The sequence below is a fragment of the Pseudomonas sp. LBUM1649 genome (assembly GCF_059716155.1).
The window spans coordinates 5,210,558-5,226,513 of record NZ_CP166807.1; the positions used below are offsets into that span (position 1 = coordinate 5,210,558).

Sequence of the window (15,956 nt, forward strand, 5' to 3'; positions counted from 1 at the left end):
CCGCATGCGCACGATTCTTTTCAGCAGCCAGACCTACGACCGCGACAGCTTTCTCGCCGCCAACCTGCCGCCTGGTATCGAGTTGCACTTTCAGTCGGCACGCCTGAGCCTCGATACCGTCGCGCTGGCGGAGCATCACGAGGTGGTCTGCGCCTTCATCAACGATGACCTTGGCGCCCCGGTGCTCGAACGCCTGGCCGCGGCCGGTACCCGCCTGATCGCCCTGCGCTCGGCCGGTTACAACCATGTCGACCTGACGGCGGCGAAGCGCCTGGGGCTGGCGATCGTGCGCGTCCCGGCCTATTCGCCCCACGCCGTGGCCGAGCATGCGGTAGCCCTGATCCTGGCACTCAACCGCCGCCTGCACCGCGCCTACAACCGCACGCGCGAAGGCGACTTCAGCCTGCATGGGCTGACGGGTTTCGACCTGGTAGGCAAGACCGTCGGCGTGATCGGCACCGGGCAGATCGGTGCGACCTTCGCGAAAATCATGAACGGCTTCGGCTGCCATCTGCTGGCCTACGACCCCTTCCCCAATCCGCAGGTCGAAGCGCTTGGCGCCCGCTACCTGAGCTTGCCGCAATTGTTGGCCGAGTCGCAGATCATCAGCCTGCACTGTCCGCTCAACGAGCAGAGCAAGCATTTGATCAACCGCCAATCCCTGGCGCACATGCAGCCAGGCGCCATGTTGATCAACACCGGCCGCGGCGGCCTGGTGGACACCCCTGCACTGATCGATGCCTTGAAGAACGGTCAACTGGGTTACCTGGGACTGGATGTGTACGAAGAGGAAGCTCAACTGTTTTTCGAAGACCGTTCCGATCTGCCGTTGCAGGACGATGTACTGGCGCGGTTGCTGACCTTCCCCAACGTGATCGTTACGGCACACCAGGCCTTCCTGACCTGCGAAGCCCTGGGCGCGATTGCCGCGACCACCTTGCAGAATATCGCGGCCTGGGCGGCCGGAGCGCCAGAGAATCAGGTCGAGGGTGATTGAACCTGATCGAAGGTCATATGCCCGCGCCATGCTGCGCGTATGCCCGTGCTAGCATATTGCGCATATTTGGAGGACCCATGGTCGAACACGATTTCCGCTACACCCTGATGAACCCGCAACACACCCTCACCGAATGCCGCGCCCTGGTGCCGGGACGTTATCAAGTCACCGGCAACGGCGGCTCGATTCGTAATAACGACGTGCTGGTCGTGACCCTCAAGGGCGCCAAGGACTTGTCCATGCGCCTGACCGTCGAAACGGTTCGCCATCTGATCAATCCGCCTGGCCAATGGGTCGCGGTGGCCAGTGGTCCGGTGTTCGGCGAACTGGCGATCCATACCTGGCAGGTGAACTGCGACAGCTGCGCCAAAGAACTGAGTTTCGAGTTCGCCGTTGACGCCAAGCTTGGCAACAAGGCCGAAAAGCCTGCCGCCACCGCGCGTATTGCCGAGTTGGGCTGGACCACCGTTGGCGAGAAACACCTGTGCCCCAAATGCCAGGAGCCTGCGTGATGAAACACCTCGCTCTGACCGCGATGGTCGGTGCAAGCCTGCTGGGCTGCGCCGCGGACCCGGTGCAGCTTGAGCACAATCGCAGCTACATCCTGGAGTGGATCGGCGAACGTCCATTGATGGATTACAGCAATCTGACCATCACCCTGGGTGAAGACGGACGCGCCTACGGTAACGGCGGCTGCAACCACTGGTTCGCGCCGTACACCCTGGAAGGCAACAAGCTGAGCTTCGGCAAGATCGGCAGCACCCGCAAACTCTGTGCGCCGGCGCTGATGGAGCAGGAAAAACGCTTCCTCGATGCGCTGGAAAACGTGCAGCGCTGGGACGTCTCGTCAATCGACCAGATGCGTTTCTGGCCAGCCGAAGGCAAGCCGCTGCGCTGGTGGCTGGAGGAGGGTTGATCCCCTGTGGCGAGGGGATTCATCCCCGTTGGGTCGCGAAGCGACCCCAAAGAAAGGGACTGCTGCGCAGTCCAACGGGGATAAATCCCCTCACCACAAAAGCCCTCGCCACAGGGGAAACGATCAGTTGGCGGCCTGCAACGCCTCGAGCCTGGCCACCACCCCCGCCGCCGTCTGCTCGCCCATCAACTGTTCCCGCACCTTGCCCTTGTTATCGATGATGTAGGTCACCGGCAACGCTTCACTGCGCGGCAGTTCGAACAACTCGGAAGGGTCCTGCGCCAGCACGGTGAACTTGATCCCGAGTTTCTCGCTGGCACTTTTCAGCTCTTCGCCCTGCACGTTGTCGAAGTTGACCCCGAACACGCCGATCTTCTTGTCCTTGAGCTGGTCGGCCAGTGTGTTCAACTCCGGAATCTCGGTACGGCACGGGCCGCACCATTCAGCCCAATAATTGATCACCAGCCATTTGCCGTCCAGGCGCTCGGCGGCGACCTTCTGTCCATTCTGATCGATCCCGTAGTCGTTACCGCAGCCCCCCAGCATCAACGCCCCGATAATCGTCAATGCTGCTGCCAGTCGCCTTGTCATGTCGTGTTCCTTGTCAAAAATTGAAAGCGCTTGCGACCCATCGCCTGGCAAGGTTCAGGATTACGCGCTGCCCAGTTAGAATAGCCGCCACCTTACGCAAGATGCGACCCGCTCATGACCGATCTGACGCTTTATCACAACCCGCGCTGCTCGAAATCCCGCGGTGCGCTCGAACTGCTTGAAGCCCGCGGCCTGGCCCCGACGGTGGTCCGCTACCTGGAAACACCGCTGGACGCCGCGCAAATCCAGAGCCTGCTGGGCAAACTCGGGATCAGTGCGCGGCAACTGCTGCGCACCGGCGAAGACGAATACAAGACCCTCGCCCTGGCCGACAGCAGCCTGAGTGAGGCGCAATTGATAGCCGCCATCGCCGCCCACCCGAAACTGATGGAGCGACCGATCCTCGAAGTCGGCGACAAGGCCATCATCGGCCGTCCGCCAGAGCAGATCCTGGAGCTGTTGCCGTGAGTGCTCCGTACATCCTGGTGCTGTATTACAGCCGCAGCGGTTCGACCAATGAAATGGCCCGGCAAATTGCCCGTGGCGTCGAACAGGCCGGCCTTGAAGCCCGATTGCGCACGGTACCGGCCATTTCCACCGAGTGCGAAGCCGTGGCGCCAGACATCCCGGACGAAGGCGCGCTCTACGCCAGCCTCGATGACCTGAAGAACTGCGCAGGCCTGGCGCTGGGCAGCCCAACCCGCTTCGGCAACATGGCGGCGCCACTCAAGTACTTTCTCGACGGCACCAGCAACCTGTGGCTGACCGGCGCCCTGGTGGGCAAACCCGCCGGTGTGTTCACCTCCACCGCAAGCCTGCATGGCGGGCAGGAAACCACCCTGCTGTCGATGATGCTGCCGCTGTTGCACCACGGCATGCTGATCACCGGCCTGCCCTACAGCGAGTCGGCTCTGCTGGAAACCCAGGGCGGCGGCACGCCGTACGGCGCCAGCCATCACGCCGGAGCCGATGGTAAAAGCGGCCTGGATGCCCATGAAGTGGCACTGTGCCGGGCACTGGGCATGCGTTTGGCCAAGACTGCTCTGAAACTGGAGGGTTGAGGGTGACCAAGAAGCCGAAGGTCCTGCCCGCCATCGAATGGCTTGAACCACGGGTTCGGGCCATGCGCGTTATCAGCCTGTTGTGTTTTTTCGGACTGGTAGGGTTGCTGTGCGTTTACTACCTGATGGTCGCTGACCTGCACGGTGCGCGGCCGTGGGTGATTCTGCTGATTGAGCTGATTCCTTTGCTGTTGCTCGCGCCGGGGATGATCGTCGGCAATGCCCGGGGGCATTCATGGATGTGCTTTGTGGTGAACCTGTACTTCATCAAAGGCGCATTGGCCGCTTATGACCCAAACCGGCAGATCTTCGGTGTGCTGGAGATGGCCGCGAGTCTGGCGGTGTTCTGTTCGGCACTGTTGTATGTGCGGTGGCGGTATCAGTTGAACCGCAAGTTGGCTGGCGAGGGGGAGATCTCCGTCGCCTGACAGATTGCAATCGCCAGCAGGCTAGCTCCCACAGGGGACTTGTGTACGCCACAGATCCAATGTGGGAGCCAGCCTGCTGGCGATTGGCCGAGGTCGCGCTCGACCGACTCGGTCTCAATGATTGACGGTGTACGCCAGCATCATCGAAATCTGGCTCATCGGCCGCCCGCCACTTTCTTCATGCCACTGGTTGAACACATCCTGCACCAACGCCAGGTCCCGCTGGCTGCTCGGCACCTTGTCGACGATCTTCTGCGCATTCAACGCCGCCACCACGTCATAGCTCGGCACAAAGGTATCCTTGCCGACCATGCGCAAGAAGCGCGGCGCCGACAGCCCGCCCAATTGATGACCGCGTTTTTTCAGCAAGGTCCACAGCCCAACGATGTCGGTCACCGGCCAATCGGCGATCATCGCCCCGAAGCTGCCCTTCTCATGGGCCACGTCCAGCACGAACTGCGCATTGCGCGGCACGCTCTTGAGCTTGCCCAAATGGCGGATGATCCGCGTCTCCTGCATCAGCCGCTCCAGGTGTTCGGCGCTCATCAGCACGACTTTTTCCGGGTCGAACCTGAAGAACACTTCTTCGAAGGCCGGCCACTTGGCGTCCACCAGGCTGTGCTTGAGCCCGGCGCGGAATACGCGCAATGCCATGGTCGAGAGGTAGCGGTCGTCGCTGATCTTGCGCAATTGCGCCGAGGTCTTGGGTACGGGCAGATGGGCTTCCAGTTCAACTGCCGAACCGAAGCGGTTCAAGCAGTATTCGTTCAGCCACTTGTAGTCGCGCATGCCCTCTCCTGAGGAATAAAAATGACCTGTGGGCTCGCTCCCACAGTTTTGATTAGAGGTTGACCACGTTGACGAAGCGCGAAGCGGCGGATTCGTCGATCTTCAGGCTGGTGAAGTCGAACAGGTTGCGGTCCGCCAATTGCGACGGGATCACGTTCTGCAGGCTGCGGAAAATGCTTTCGGTACGGCCCGGGGTCTTGCGCTCCCAATCCTGCAGCATGTCCTTGACCACCTGACGCTGCAGGTTTTCCTGGGAGCCGCAGAGGTTGCACGGGATGATCGGGAATTGCTTGAGGTCCGAGTAGGCCTGGATGTCTTTTTCGTTGCAGTAGGCCAGCGGGCGGATCACCACGTTGCGCCCGTCGTCGGCACGCAACTTGGGCGGCATGGCCTTGAGCGAACCGTTGAAGAACATGTTCAGGAAGAACGTCTCGATAATGTCGTCGCGGTGATGCCCCAGGGCCATCTTGGTCGCGCCAATTTCGTCGGCGAAAGTGTAGAGCGTGCCACGACGCAGGCGCGAGCACAGGGAGCAGGTGGTCTTGCCTTCCGGAATCAGCTCCTTGACCACCGAGTAAGTGTCTTTCTCGACGATGTGGTACTCGATGCCCAGCTCCTTGAGGTAGGCCGGCAGCACGTGCTCGGGGAAACCCGGCTGTTTCTGGTCCATGTTCACCGCCACGATCTCGAACTTGATCGGCGCGACCTTCTGCAAGTGCATCAGCACATCAAGCATGGTGTAGCTGTCTTTGCCTTATAGCTCAAGGATATCCCAGGAGACAGTACACTCATGCTCGTAACCCTCTAATTCCACTCAGTTTTACAAACAATATTCTTTACAAAAAAAGTCGATAATGTAAATTTCACGGCTTTGCGAACTCCAGAACCTCCCTTTCCTCACACAAAACGACGTTGAACCTTTACAAAACCTGGACGACATTTATCCAGTTTTCAACGCGGGAAGAAGAAACCGCTGCGTCTTCAAACTTGTAGGGCGGCCGCTCTTCCGATCTGTCAATAGACAGATTTACGAAGTCGAACAGACTGCGATCGGCCATCTGGGAAGGGGTTACGCTTTGTAAGCTGTGAAAAATGTTTTCCACGCACCCGGGATTTACCGAGTCCCACTCCGCAATCATCGATTTAATTTTTTTCCTTTGGAGATTCTCTTGTGAGCCGCAGAGATTACATGGAATGATCGGATACGCGCTATCAGCAGCGACCTTCGCTACATCTTTTTCTCGGCAATAGGCGAGCGGTCGAATAACGATATTTCTCTTATCGTCACTGAGAAGTTTAGGCGGCATTCCTTTCATCTGCGCTTGGAAAAACATGTTGAGAAACAAGGTCTCAACCATATCATCCATATGATGCCCAAGCGCCAATTTAGTAGCTCCTATTTCCTCAGCAAAACTATAAAGCGTACCCCTTCTGAGTCTAGAACAAAGAGAACAGGTTGTTTTACCTTCAGGAATTTTTTGCTTGACGACCGAATAAGTATCTTTGTCAATTATATAATAATCAATGCCTTTACTCTCAAAAAACTCAGGCAAAACATGCTCCGGAAAACCAGGCTGTTTCTGATCAAGATTTACAGCTACAACTCTAAATTTTATTTGCGCAACGCGCTGGAGGTGTAGCAGCGCATCCAGCATTACAAAGGAATCTTTGCCACCACTTACGCAAACCATAACTTTATCGCCGTCTTCGATCATCGCGTAATCTACAACAGCCTTTCCGACATTGCCACGCAGCTTTTTACGACGAAGCTCTGCTGCCTTATTTAATTGAGCTGTATTTTCATCTATCATCATGGCTTTAAATTCCGACCAATAATTTAGAAATAACATCAATGAAAAAATGAACTACCTAAAACACCCACACCACTTGCAATGAGATAAGATAGTAAGTTACCGCAAAAACTAAAAAAAGAAAAAAATCATGACAAATAAAATACATTAGTGCAGACACTTCGCATCTTATCTAGTCGCTTAAAACTCGAAAAAAAGATAAAGCGTACGATATCTGAATTGGCTGCATCATAACAAGATAGTGTCTACATTTTAAGTGTGCCCTGACCAACGATCGCTTTCAGCTTCACTAGGGCGCCTCAGTGATTGACGACACCACGGAGTACTGCTGGTGACCAGGGTTGATTGGCCTCACAGACACTCGTGGCGATAGATAATCATCTACCGTTTGGGACGGCTGCAGCCGCCATCAGCGCAGCTTGGATCATCAAGCGGACGTTACGTCGCTGGTGGTTGCAGCGTGGTCGGGACTGTGATTGGCCCACTGCAGAGAAATAGTCGAATCGACTGTAAACGCCTTGTCAAATACCATACGTTGCCCTAATTTATGTGATGAGCTGCCTCGTCTAAGGTCGCGCGCCGCTACTTACAATAGATCGCCGCTAGCTTGGAGGCATTCCTTAAACGATCATTTTTTTACAGAGCGTCATGACTAGTCCAGATCTAATAGAGCTTCTCACCTGAGCATCCGAAATTGTTCAACGAGCAGGCGTTTTGTTATCCGAAGAGTGGAATCGTCCGGAAGGACCTCGAGGCCAGGGAGAAAAGGCCGCGATTGACGTAGAAAATGAAAATATTTTGAGGCCTGAACTTCTCAGCCTGCTTAGCTGCGATTTTTGGGGTGAAGAGACGGGACACATCCTCACGGGGATTGCTTGGTATTGGGTTGTGGACCCTAATTATGGTACGAGTGTACTTTCTGAACGGCTTGAAGGGATCTGCGATATCAGTGGGGCTACTGCATAAAACCATCCCAGTACTCGGGATTGTATTTGCCCCCGTGACTCCTGAGGGGCCACCAGACTGCATCGGGTGATGCGGAAGGCATGCCCCATCTGATTCGCAATGGTCAACCAGTAAGTTCCTGCCTTGCTGATAAAAAGCTGTCGAGCGACAGCACTATAATGGTCAGCGCCGCGGTTCTAAATAAACCGGACCTCAATCAAGAGATATGTGCTCCAGGGTGTTTTCATGCAATGCCATCCATCGCATACAGACTGGCTAGAGTAGCCGCCGGCGACGGTGTATGCGGCGTCTCGCTGTACGCTGTTTCAGCACATGATGTTGTTGCTGGACATGCACTGTTGAGAGGCGCCGGTGGTGTGCTGCTAAACGAAAATGGAATTGCCATTAGCTACGCCTCGGAGGTCAATATGGAGACCGTATCGCAACGCTGCTTCGGTGGATCACCAACCGTATGCCACGAACTGACAACTCGTAAATGGGATCGAGTCCTCCGAGCTTAAACGGGCCGAGGCCACTATTGAGACAGCATCGAGACAACGAATGCCTACAGAACTAACTGAAGAAGAAATGCGCCGAGCGTTGTTTGGCGGAGCCCAGGCCTCTGCGTCTGTGGATGTGCACGTACAAACTGTCAGCGACGGCATTCCAAACGTGGCGATCGTGGTGCCTATTCAGGAACACCAAAAAAGGACGGTACCGAGAGCTTTGACCCCCAGGCTACGGGTGATGCTGAGCGTGGGCAACGAGTTCGAGGGTGAACGAAAGCCTTTCACGCATGAAGTCGATACGCTGAGTACGCTCCTGGCGGAGCAGGAGGCGGTAAGGACTGCAAAAAAGAAGTTTAGGTATGTGAAAACAGTGTCCGTCGAGCCACTTACATAGTGTCAATACTGAACATTTTCATTGACCAGGCTGTGGATAGTCATGCCTCCGCCATCCCATCTTGGCGGAAGCCTTGACTTAGGGAAGGTCTGAAGTAGTCAGCGTTTTTTGATGCCCTCGTTGGTAGAGGTTCAAAAAACGCTGGCTGGTCAGAAATCAGACCTTTCCTTGTCGGCGCTGATTGAAAACTGACCCACCGGGGGTGCGGTAGAAATCTTGGACTACCTGGAGGTAGTTCATGTATTCATACGAAGACCGCATCCGAGCGGTCAAGCTCTACATCAAACTGGGGAAGCACACCGGGGCAACTATTCGTCAGTTGGGCTACCCGACGAAGAACTCTCTGAAGATCTGGCATGAAGAGTACGAGCGATGCCTCGACCTGTCGCGTGGCTACGTGCTCTCGAAGCCGAAGTACTCACTGGCCCATAGGGAAAAGGCCGTCGGGTACTATCTCGACCACGGGCGCTGCATCGCCTCCACCATCAAGGCTTTGGGCTACCCGGCACGGGATTCGTTGCGTGCCTGGATTCTCGAGTTGCACCCCGAACTGCACACGCGCGTCGTTGGTCGATCTAACGGGCTAGCACGCCCGCCAGCGATGAAGCAGGCTGCGGTCATTGCGCTGTGCACGCGACAAGAAAGTGCGAACGCCGTGGCTCAAAAGCTGGGCGTGTGCAGGCCGACCTTGTACAACTGGAAAAATCAGCTACTCGGCCCAGAGGCATCCGCATCCATGAAACGCCGACAAAAAACTCCATCGTCACCGGAGCGAGAAGAGTTGGAGCGGCAACTTGAATCTCTTCGGCTCGATGTGCGCCGTCTGCAACTTGAGCACGACCTGTTGATGAAGGCGAATGAACTCATAAAAAAAGATACGGGCATCGACCGGCAAGTCCTGACCAATCGGGAGAAGACATTGCTGGCTGATGCCCTGAGGCAGACATACTCCTTGTCAGAGCTGCTTGAAGCGCTGGGCTTGGCCCGAAGCTCCTATTTCTATCATCGAGCCCGAATGCAGGTCGCGGAAAAATACACCGAAGTGCGTCGTGCCATGGCGGACATCTTCGAGCGCAATCATCGCTGCTATGGCTACCGCCGGATGCGGGCTTCGCTTAGCAGGCAGCGTGTGCGTCTGTCAGAGAAGGTGGTGCAGCGCTTGATGAAGCAGGAATGCCTGGTCGTCGCCAAGCCGAAACGGCGTCGATACGGTTCCTACCTCGGGGAGATCAGTCCAGCGCCGGAAAACCTCGTCAACCGCGACTTCACGGCTGTTGCTCCGGATGAGAAATGGCTCACTGACATCACGGAGTTCCAGATCCCGGCCGGCAAGGTGTACCTGTCCCCCATGATTGACTGCTTCGATGGAAAGGTCATCAGTTGGTCGATCGGCACGCGCCCGGACGCCGGGCTTGTGAACACGATGCTGGATGCCGCCGTCGAAACGGTGGCCCGCAACAGCAAACGGCCTATCGTTCACTCCGATCGCGGCGCTCACTACCGCTGGCCTGGCTGGTTATCGCGCATCGCTGATGCGAAGCTGATTCGTTCGATGTCGCGCAAGGGATGCTCGCCTGACAACGCGGCTTGTGAAGGCTTCTTCGGCCGGCTGAAAACGGAACTGTTCTATCCTCGCAACTGGCAGTCAACGAGCATCGAGCAGTTCATTCAGGCCCTGGATTCATACATTCGCTGGTACAACGAGAAACGAATCAAGATTTCTCTCGGCGCTCTCAGTCCTGTTGAGTATCGTGAGAGCCTGGGCCTAGCGGCATAACCAGTCCAAGTTTTTTGCCGCACCCCCACCCTGCCGATTGAAAATTGACCCAGGGCGGATCGCTGGCTTTTGCACCAGCAATTGTGGATAGGCTTAGCAGTCGTGTTCCATTGACAGAGGCTAGACCCCACCACATGCAGGCATGCGGCAGGGTGTTTCGGGGGCAGATCAAATTGGTTCATCGTCCGCCGTGCCATCATCGTCCTTGCGCTTTCGTTCACGTGATTTGATCTTTGTCTGGGCGACCAGGCTGCTGTGTTGCAGGCGGTAGGACTCGTTGCCCGTTTCGACGATGTGGCAGTGGTGCGTCAGCCGATCCAGCAAGGCAGTGGTCATCTTGGCGTCGCCGAACACACTCGACCATTCCGAGAAGCTGAGGTTGGTCGTGATGACCACGCTGGTGTGCTCGTATAGCTTGGACAGCAGGTGAAATAACAGGGCACCACCGCTCTGGCTGAAGGGCAAATACCCCAGTTCATCGAGTATCACCAGGTCTGTGCGAAGCAGCCCTTGAGCGATTCGTCCGGTCTTGCCGTCGTACTTTTCACGCTCCAGCAGATTGACCAGATCCACCGTGGAGAAGAAGCGGACTCGCTTGTTATGCGTCGTGATTCCGGACACGGCCAGCGCGCTGGCCAAGTGTGTTTTGCCTGTTCCTGGCCCGCCGATGAACACGACATTCTGCGCGGTCTCTGTGAACTCCAGATTGGACAGATCCCTGACCAAGCGGGCGTCTGCGCTGGAAGCGCTGAAGTCGAAGCCTGCCAAATCACGATGCATGGGGAGTTTGGCCATATTCATCTGATGATTCACAGACCGCACGGCGCGATCTGCATGTTCCTGTTGAAGCAGATGTTCGAGCAGCCATTTCGACGACGCCGTCGAAGCTTCTCCTTGGGAAGCCAGTTCTTCCCAGGCGCTGGCCATGCCATGCAGACGCAGTTCTTTGAGTTCCCCCATAAGATCACGCATTGCGAGTCTCCTCATCGGTGGTACGGAGCCGGTCGTAGCGGGCCGTATTGGCAACAGGCGCTATCTTGAGTTGAAGGCTGGTTTCGGCGGACGGAGGTGCTGCTGTCGATGTCAGTCGAGCCAGGACATTCAGGATGGGGTCAGCGCTCAAGCTGCCTGATTCAAGTACCAACTCCACAGCCACCAACACGGCATCGAGCCCGGCGATGGGAACAGCCGCCAGTACCTGCGTCATGACTCGATCACCGTTGGTGTGACGTCTCAGGCCGCGCTTGAGAAGCAGCAACGGCATCGGCAGATCGGCAAACGGAGCGCCATTGCGCAACGCTCCGGGCTTGCGTTCGATGAGCGGGATGTAATGCTGCCAGTCGTAGCTGACCTGGTCTCGATCAAAGAGGCGCTCGTGACTGGCAATTATCGTTTCATCGGCGATGACCACCACCCGAGAGGGATACAGGCGGCAGCTAACCCACTGACCGACCCGCTCACACGGCGATTTCGCGTCACGCTGATCAGGCAGGTGCTGGAGACCCGCACGGTTCGTTCGACATAGCCGTCAAAGGCAGTGGGCATTGGCATCATTTCCACCCGATCCAGTTCCAGGACGTCCGCCACCGTCAACCCGTTGTACTGCGGGTGCAACAGCTCGCTCCAGAGCGCACGACAGCGTTGCCCGAGCCAGATATTCAGTTCTTCAAAGGTGTGGAACATGCAATCTTGAGCATCGTGCCAGATGCGTCGTCGGCTGTCTTGGACGTTCTTTTCCACGATGCCTTTTTCCCAGCCCGAGGCCACGTTGCAGAAGTCCAGGTCGAACAGGTAGTGCGCGCACATTACGGCAAACCGGGCATTGACCGTGCGGCCTTGCCCTTGTTGACCTTGTTGACCTTGTTGACCTTGTTGACCTTGTCGACAGCCGTCTTCATGTTGTCGTAGATGCCGCGCCGCGGCACCCCACCTAGCGCACCAAACGAGCGGGTATGGGCATGAACAACATCTCGTGGCCTTGGCTCGGGTAGGCAACTAACCAAAATGCACGACTGGCGCACAGCTTCATGTGGGAGACCTGGATGCGTCGAACAGGCCGCCAATCAGCAGTCCTTCTTCGCTCCAGTCGAATTGAAAGGCCTCGCCGAGTGCGAACGTCAACGGTACGAAGGCACGTAAAGACTTGCCTTGCTCACCGCGCCACGCGCGTACAAACGCTGTGAGCTGGCTGTAGCCGCCGTCGTAACCCTCGGCCTTGATCTGCTCAAAGAGTGCTTTGGCGCTCCTGCGGTTGTGCTTTGCCCGAAACGAATCGGCCTTGAGCGCCTGCACCAGCGTCTCGTGAATGGACTGAGTTTGTTGAAGGCTGCGCACCGCTGGTACGCCGGCTGAGTTGCTTCGGGCGCTCTGACCCATTTTCGGATGGTGTTTCTCGATAGTCCGGTACGCTTGGCGATCTGATGCAGCGACAGCTTGTCGCGAAAATACATGCGCCGAATTTTTCCAATCATTTCCATGCTGATCACCCTGTGTTCTCCTGCCCGGAAATTGAGCATAAGCAGTTGAACACCTGGGTCAGTTTTCGGTCAGCGGCAACACCAATGGCCGCCCCAGTCCATTTCCAGTCAGTTGTAGTCCTTCATTGGAGGGACACACATGGGTAGCATTGCATTACACATTTGCTAAACAAGTTTACGGGCAGCGGCGCTGTTAAATCTGAGTGCCATTGACCGAATTGCGTCAGAATCTGATGATCAATTATGGAGTATCTGCATGAAGTGGGTTAAAGGCGTGATTCTGGGTGCAATCCTGCTTGTAGTCGCTGGTTCCGCACTGGGTTTTTACTACGTCCTGCCTCAGTACAGCGTGGTGTCGATCACAGGTGTCGAGGTAAAGCGTGTTGATGACGATGGTGTCATCAATGCTGAAAACCCCGCCGATGGTCCCACTCGTGACGTGTACTTCATCAATACCGAAAACCCCGACACTAAAAAGGTCATGGTGTACCGCAATGAGGACACCGGTTGGAGTTTCCCATGGTACTTCAAGTTTGACTCCGCCGATGTGCAAGCAAAGGCCCAGGGCTACTCTCGCGATGCACAGCAGCTCGCTCTCATCCGCTATTACGGATGGCGCATTCAGATCTTGTCGGTGTTCCCTAACATTACCGACATCGAAGCCACGAACAGCCGAGATGAACCGTTCCCAGTGTTCAACACGATCTTTTTCAGTCTAGGCACGCTGCTGATCCTGCTCCTTGTGTTCGTGCTACGTCGCCGCTTCAAGCGTACCCGGGGGCAAGTGCTGAGTTGAGTGCCGAAGTCGGTCACGTTGATGGTTTGAGCGCTACAATTCACGAAACAGCTAAATGAAAAATGCCAGTCAGGGAACTGACTGGCATTTTTGTTTTCACCGACACCAGTACGATCACACCGCAGCGGCCTGCAGCGTTACGTGAATCAGTGCTTCAGCATTTCGCACTGTCGGCTCAAGTCGTCATTCTTGATGCTTGCGCGACTACCATTTCCCGTCTTGGCGTAGCAAAGGTAACGCTGATCGTCGTCACGGATGCTGGCGCAACTGCCATTCCCTGTTTCTACATAACAGGTGTTTCGCAGATCATCGTTGTTGATGCTTGCGCAGCTCCCATTGCCGGTCTTGACGTAGCAATACTTGCGTTTATCGTCGTCGCGGATGCTTGCGCAGCTGCCGTTGCCGGCCTCCACATAACAAGTCGCACGAAAGTCGGCATTTTTGATGCTTGCACAACTGCCATTGCCTTCTGTGAAGTAGCAGTAAGCGCGTTGGTCGTCGTCGTTGATACTGCCGCAACCCGCATTTGCGTAGCCGCTGAACAGTAGCAACATCGCTATGATTAGTCTCATCACACTCTCCCTGTTTTTGTCGGGGCCTGCCCTGCCGATGATTGATCTGCTGTTCTCCGTCGATGTGCGCCACCAACTGCGCGTGCAACCGGTGACGATCGACGCAGGGGTTAGCCGCGTGCTTCTTTACGAAGGTCGTCCAGCTCATCGATGATGTCTTCGTCGCGATCTTCAAAGGCCTTGGCCATATCCCGCTGCAGGTCTACCTGGACGTCCATCGCCTTCTTAGCGAGTGCCATCCCATCTTTGGATTGCAGGATGATCGCCGCCGCGTTAGCCGGATTGCGGTTAGCCTCGATCATGAGCTTTAGTTCGTCAGCGTCAAAGTGATCTGAGTAGACCTCGACCAGAGTCTCCTTCAGCAGATCTTTGGAGATGTTCTCCTCGATCACTGCCCTAATTTTTTCTGGCGAAACTTCTCGATACTTAGAGGCATAACCAGCAGTCGCGACCTGCACGACCATCTTGTACTGGGTATCCAGTCCCATCACTTTTACAAGCTCTTCTGCTTTATCCGCGCTCGAGCCACAGCCAACCAGAAGTGATGCGCACAGTCCGGTGATTGCCCATTTGGATACGTTGATCATGAAATGCCCTTACCAGCAGTATTCGAGAAAGACGGGGGTGTTCCAGAAGCCCGGCGGACCAAGCTCCTGGCAGAGGGGGGTGATTGTTCAGTTCGTTTCCAACGTGAAGCTCTTGCTTACGAACAGTCCGGCAAAGAGCGATTTGTCCTCCTTGAAGGTGTAGGACTCCTCGAACTTACCGTCGCTGGCCAGCTTCTGCGCGATTGCACATTCCGAGTCGCTGTGATCCTTGCCCTTTGCACCGAAATCGCTTTGATACCCAGAGAGACCGGATTGCTCGCAGTAAGCAGCGAACTCCTGACGCTTGGTGGCGGTCTTGAATTCGTCGAAACCTTCCTTCAGCTGATCGAACCCCTTGTAAGTCAGCGAGTAGCTGGCCACTTTGGTCTTGCGTGCAAAGTTGGCTGCCGCATCCGCGAATACAGCCTGGCCCATCGAAGTGCTGTATGCCGACATGATGAAACCACTGAGCGCACTTTTTAGCTGTTCCTGGACGTCGTCGAATTCAGGAAGCGATGCGAACTTAGCCTCCCGAACAATGCGGCCGGTCTCACTGCCGTCATTACGGTGCACCACCACAAACTTGATCGAACCTTCGCCGTCGCCGGAGCGTTTGAGGGTGAAATCCAAGTCAACCTTTGACCCGAACTCTCCAGTTGCTCCTACGATGAAGGCACCGGCGAAAGGAAGGCGCTGGACCATGTTGCTCCCCCACGAATAGGAGGACTTGACCACACCACCGTACTGGTCCATTTCGGCACGCGGCTGGATCTCGTCGGCAACGTCCGCCGGCAATACTACATCAGAACCCTTACGCGATACGTAGGGGGTGCTCATGTCCATACCCAGCAATTGGACATGAATCTCGCCTTTCTTGTTGTCACCATCTCGGCTGACCTTAAGTGCGTCGGCCTTCAAGTAAACCCCGCCGGCATGCCCCCCGGTAGTGGATGTGAGCAGGTAGCGCGACCACGCGGCCAGACCAGATTCGTTCGCGCCAGCATCCTTCCCACCCAGCATGCCCATGATGCCTTTCAGGAATTTTTCGGCGCCGTTCGTTTCCACAGCAGCCAACCGGATTTCCGGAGATTCCACTGTGACGTTGCCAGACCAATAGGAATAGGAGATGTCCCCTTCGCTCAGCACATTCTCAAGGAAAAACTGTTGCTTCAATTGGTCGTAGTAGCTGAGCGCCTGCTTCTTACCGGTGCTAGACAGCATTACACCACCTGTAACGATCGCAATGCCCGCGACGGCAGCTGCGACGAGGATGTGTTTCTTGTTCATCGTTTTCATAGTCGGTGGC

Annotated in this window: 16 protein-coding genes and 3 pseudogenes; 10 read left to right on the forward strand and 9 right to left on the reverse strand. The window is 56.1% G+C overall.

The window, feature by feature from the left end; genetic code table 11:
* The first annotated feature begins 4 nt into the window (after nucleotides 1-4).
* The 3 genes from ACA058_RS24065 to ACA058_RS24075 all read left to right on the forward strand — a co-directional run bounded on the left by ACA058_RS24065 (nucleotide 5) and on the right by ACA058_RS24075 (nucleotide 1,913).
* A complete protein-coding gene (locus ACA058_RS24065; protein WP_497636209.1) occupies nucleotides 5-997 on the forward strand; it encodes a 2-hydroxyacid dehydrogenase in 993 nt (330 codons plus the stop codon).
* 77 nt (nucleotides 998-1,074) lie between these two features.
* The gene (locus ACA058_RS24070; RefSeq protein ID WP_020799714.1) at nucleotides 1,075-1,509 is read left to right on the forward strand and encodes a hypothetical protein; all 435 of its coding nucleotides are present in this window, start codon (nucleotides 1,075-1,077) and stop codon (nucleotides 1,507-1,509) included.
* Complete coding sequence (locus tag ACA058_RS24075) at nucleotides 1,509-1,913, forward strand: META domain-containing protein (RefSeq protein ID WP_497636210.1); 405 nt, start codon at nucleotides 1,509-1,511, stop codon at nucleotides 1,911-1,913. The genes ACA058_RS24070 and ACA058_RS24075 overlap by 1 nt, the downstream gene beginning before the upstream one ends.
* 123 nt (nucleotides 1,914-2,036) lie before the next feature.
* Here ACA058_RS24075 and ACA058_RS24080 read toward each other — a convergent pair whose 3' ends face one another.
* Nucleotides 2,037-2,504 (reverse strand): TlpA disulfide reductase family protein, encoded by a 468-nt coding sequence (locus ACA058_RS24080; protein WP_497636211.1) that lies wholly within the window; start codon nucleotides 2,502-2,504, stop codon nucleotides 2,037-2,039.
* Between the two features lie 114 nt (nucleotides 2,505-2,618).
* Between ACA058_RS24080 and arsC the strand changes: the two genes are divergently transcribed.
* From arsC to ACA058_RS24095, 3 genes are read left to right on the forward strand one after another with little or no spacing between them, the layout of a single operon-like run.
* Nucleotides 2,619-2,972, forward strand: coding sequence for an arsenate reductase (glutaredoxin) (arsC, locus tag ACA058_RS24085; RefSeq protein WP_083349660.1), 354 nt, complete (start codon nucleotides 2,619-2,621; stop codon nucleotides 2,970-2,972).
* Nucleotides 2,969-3,565 (forward strand): NAD(P)H:quinone oxidoreductase, encoded by a 597-nt coding sequence (gene wrbA / locus ACA058_RS24090; protein WP_497636212.1) that lies wholly within the window; start codon nucleotides 2,969-2,971, stop codon nucleotides 3,563-3,565. The genes arsC and wrbA overlap by 4 nt, the downstream gene beginning before the upstream one ends.
* Nucleotides 3,566-3,567: 2 nt before the next feature.
* On the forward strand, nucleotides 3,568-3,993 hold the full coding sequence (locus ACA058_RS24095) for a DUF2069 domain-containing protein (RefSeq protein ID WP_497636213.1): 426 nt from the start codon (nucleotides 3,568-3,570) through the stop codon (nucleotides 3,991-3,993).
* A gap of 114 nt (nucleotides 3,994-4,107) precedes the next feature.
* Here the strand turns inward: ACA058_RS24095 and ACA058_RS24100 are convergent, their stop codons facing one another.
* The 3 genes and pseudogenes from ACA058_RS24100 to ttcA (ACA058_RS24110) form a co-directional block, all read right to left on the reverse strand.
* Nucleotides 4,108-4,782: a DNA-3-methyladenine glycosylase I gene (locus tag ACA058_RS24100; RefSeq protein ID WP_497636214.1), complete on the reverse strand. Its 675-nt coding sequence runs from the start codon at nucleotides 4,780-4,782 to the stop codon at nucleotides 4,108-4,110.
* A gap of 52 nt (nucleotides 4,783-4,834) precedes the next feature.
* Nucleotides 4,835-5,536: pseudogene (gene ttcA / locus ACA058_RS24105) on the reverse strand (tRNA 2-thiocytidine(32) synthetase TtcA); the annotation flags it as partial.
* 166 nt (nucleotides 5,537-5,702) lie between these two features.
* Nucleotides 5,703-6,596 (reverse strand): tRNA 2-thiocytidine(32) synthetase TtcA, encoded by an 894-nt coding sequence (gene ttcA, locus ACA058_RS24110; RefSeq protein WP_497636215.1) that lies wholly within the window; start codon nucleotides 6,594-6,596, stop codon nucleotides 5,703-5,705.
* Nucleotides 6,597-7,286: 690 nt separating this feature from the next.
* Between ttcA (ACA058_RS24110) and ACA058_RS24115 the strand changes: the two are divergent.
* The 3 genes and pseudogenes from ACA058_RS24115 to ACA058_RS24125 all read left to right on the forward strand — a co-directional run bounded on the left by ACA058_RS24115 (nucleotide 7,287) and on the right by ACA058_RS24125 (nucleotide 10,218).
* Nucleotides 7,287-8,059 (forward strand): annotated as a pseudogene (locus ACA058_RS24115) (inositol monophosphatase family protein).
* Between the two features lie 40 nt (nucleotides 8,060-8,099).
* The gene (locus tag ACA058_RS24120; protein ID WP_497636216.1) at nucleotides 8,100-8,441 is read left to right on the forward strand and encodes a hypothetical protein; all 342 of its coding nucleotides are present in this window, start codon (nucleotides 8,100-8,102) and stop codon (nucleotides 8,439-8,441) included.
* Between the two features lie 238 nt (nucleotides 8,442-8,679).
* Nucleotides 8,680-10,218 carry an IS3 family transposase gene (locus ACA058_RS24125; protein ID WP_497636217.1) on the forward strand — a complete coding sequence of 513 codons (1,539 nt, stop codon included), beginning with the start codon at nucleotides 8,680-8,682 and terminating at the stop codon, nucleotides 10,216-10,218.
* A gap of 168 nt (nucleotides 10,219-10,386) precedes the next feature.
* Here ACA058_RS24125 and istB read toward each other — a convergent pair whose 3' ends face one another.
* Both istB and istA read right to left on the reverse strand, forming a co-directional pair.
* A complete protein-coding gene (gene istB / locus ACA058_RS24130) occupies nucleotides 10,387-11,190 on the reverse strand; it encodes an IS21-like element helper ATPase IstB (RefSeq protein WP_497636218.1) in 804 nt (267 codons plus the stop codon).
* Nucleotides 11,183-12,695 (reverse strand): annotated as a pseudogene (istA, locus tag ACA058_RS24135) (IS21 family transposase). The gene istB and the pseudogene istA overlap by 8 nt, the downstream one beginning before the upstream one ends.
* A gap of 256 nt (nucleotides 12,696-12,951) precedes the next feature.
* Between istA and ACA058_RS24140 the strand changes: the two are divergent.
* Nucleotides 12,952-13,491 carry a DUF1523 family protein gene (locus ACA058_RS24140; protein ID WP_497636219.1) on the forward strand — a complete coding sequence of 180 codons (540 nt, stop codon included), beginning with the start codon at nucleotides 12,952-12,954 and terminating at the stop codon, nucleotides 13,489-13,491.
* Between the two features lie 146 nt (nucleotides 13,492-13,637).
* Here ACA058_RS24140 and ACA058_RS24145 read toward each other — a convergent pair whose 3' ends face one another.
* The 3 genes from ACA058_RS24145 to ACA058_RS24155 all read right to left on the reverse strand — a co-directional run bounded on the left by ACA058_RS24145 (nucleotide 13,638) and on the right by ACA058_RS24155 (nucleotide 15,946).
* Entirely contained in the window at nucleotides 13,638-14,063 is a 426-nt protein-coding gene (locus tag ACA058_RS24145; protein WP_497636220.1) for a hypothetical protein, read from the reverse strand.
* A 110-nt stretch (nucleotides 14,064-14,173) separates the two neighbouring features.
* Nucleotides 14,174-14,650, reverse strand: coding sequence for a DUF2059 domain-containing protein (locus ACA058_RS24150; RefSeq protein ID WP_497636221.1), 477 nt, complete (start codon nucleotides 14,648-14,650; stop codon nucleotides 14,174-14,176).
* 87 nt (nucleotides 14,651-14,737) lie between these two features.
* Nucleotides 14,738-15,946: a hypothetical protein gene (locus ACA058_RS24155; RefSeq protein ID WP_497636222.1), complete on the reverse strand. Its 1,209-nt coding sequence runs from the start codon at nucleotides 15,944-15,946 to the stop codon at nucleotides 14,738-14,740.
* Nucleotides 15,947-15,956 lie beyond the last annotated feature (10 nt).